The 1,470-nt window shown below is 70.0% G+C and carries 3 protein-coding genes; all 3 read left to right on the top strand.

All coding sequences use genetic code 11. The features are described 5' to 3' along the window. On the top strand, window positions 1-452 hold a 452-nt coding region (gene cbiB / locus RT567_RS16765; RefSeq protein WP_313577323.1), incomplete at its 5' end, for an adenosylcobinamide-phosphate synthase CbiB. Next, entirely contained in the window at window positions 449-586 is a 138-nt protein-coding gene (locus RT567_RS16770; RefSeq protein WP_313577324.1) for a hypothetical protein, read from the top strand. The genes cbiB and RT567_RS16770, both read left to right, overlap by 4 nt. Continuing rightward, the coding region (locus RT567_RS16775) for a cobyric acid synthase (RefSeq protein WP_313577325.1) at window positions 574-1,470 on the top strand (897 nt) is incomplete at its 3' end. The genes RT567_RS16770 and RT567_RS16775, both read left to right, overlap by 13 nt.

The following is a 1,470-nucleotide window of genomic DNA, read 5'->3' on the forward strand; positions in this document are numbered from 1 at the left end:
CCGTGGCCCGGCCGCTGAAGGCGGGCGACCTGCCCGCCGCGCGTCTGGCGGTCGCCATGATCGTCGGCCGCGACGTCGAGGCGATGGACGAGAACGAGATCGCGACCGCCGCCCTGGAAAGCCTGGCCGAGAGCTTCTGCGACGGCGTGGTCGCGCCGGTCTTCTGGTTCGTGATCGGCGGCCTGCCGGGGCTGTTCGTCTATAAGGCGATCAACACCGCCGACAGCATGATCGGCCACAGGGAGCCGCGCTGGCGGGCCTTCGGCTGGGCGGCGGCGCGCACCGACGATGTGATGAACTGGATACCGGCGCGTATTGCAGGCGTCTTGATCGCGCTGGCGGGCGCAGGCGGCTGGCGCATCATGTGGCGCGATGCGGGCAAGCACGCTTCGCCCAACGCCGGATGGACCGAGGCGGCCTGGGCGGGCCGGTCCGCTATGACGGCGTCATGACCGATCGACCTGTCTTCGGCGACTGGGCACCGCCATCCGTCCACGATCTGAAGCGAGGGCTGAAGGTTTACGGCGTCGCCTGCGCCCTGTTGCTGATGCTGCTGATCGCCGGGGGCTTCGCATGGCCGCGTTGATGATTCAGGGCTGCGGCTCGGACGTGGGCAAGTCGGTGCTGGTCGCCGGACTGTGCCGCGTCTTCGCCAATCGCGGCCTGACGGTGCGGCCGTTCAAGCCGCAGAACATGTCCAACAACGCCGCCGTCACCGCGCCTGACTCTGAAGGCCGCACCGGCGAGATCGGCCGCGCCCAGGCGCTTCAGGCTCTGGCCTGCCGCACCCCGGCCACCGTCGACATGAATCCTGTCCTGTTGAAGCCGCAGAGCGACACCGGCGCCCAGCTGGTCGTGCGCGGTCAGGTCGAGGGCGTGTGGCAGGCGGCCGGCTATCAGGACCGAAAGGCCGCCCTGCTGGACGTGGTGCTGGACAGCTTCCGCCGTATTCAAGCCGAGGCGGACCTGGTGATCGTCGAGGGCGCGGGCAGTCCGGCCGAGACCAACCTGCGCGCCGGGGACGTCGCCAACATGGGCTTCGCGCGCGCGGCGGATGTGCCGGTGGTGCTGGTCGGCGACATCGACCGGGGCCATGTGATCGCCTCTCTGGTCGGCGCCCATGCGGTGCTGGACGACGAAGACCGGGCGATGATCCGGGGCTTCATCATCAACAAGTTTCGCGGCGATCCGGCCCTGTTCGACCAGGGCCGGGCCGAGATCACGCGGCGCACGGGCTGGGCGGATCTGGGCATGGCGCCATGGCTGGCGGATGCGCGAGCGCTTCCGGCCGAGGACGCCGTGGTGCTGGAGCGGTCGGGCAGCGCAGGCGGCGGACGGGTGCGGATCGCCGTGCCCATGCTGTCGCGTATCGCCAATTTCGACGACTTCGATCCGTTGCGACATGAGCCGGGCGTGGATTTCGGCTTCGTGCCGCCGGGGCAGGCCCTGCCGGGGGATGCGGACCTGATC

Source organism: Brevundimonas sp. (assembly GCF_032107865.1).
GTDB lineage: Bacteria > Pseudomonadota > Alphaproteobacteria > Caulobacterales > Caulobacteraceae > Brevundimonas.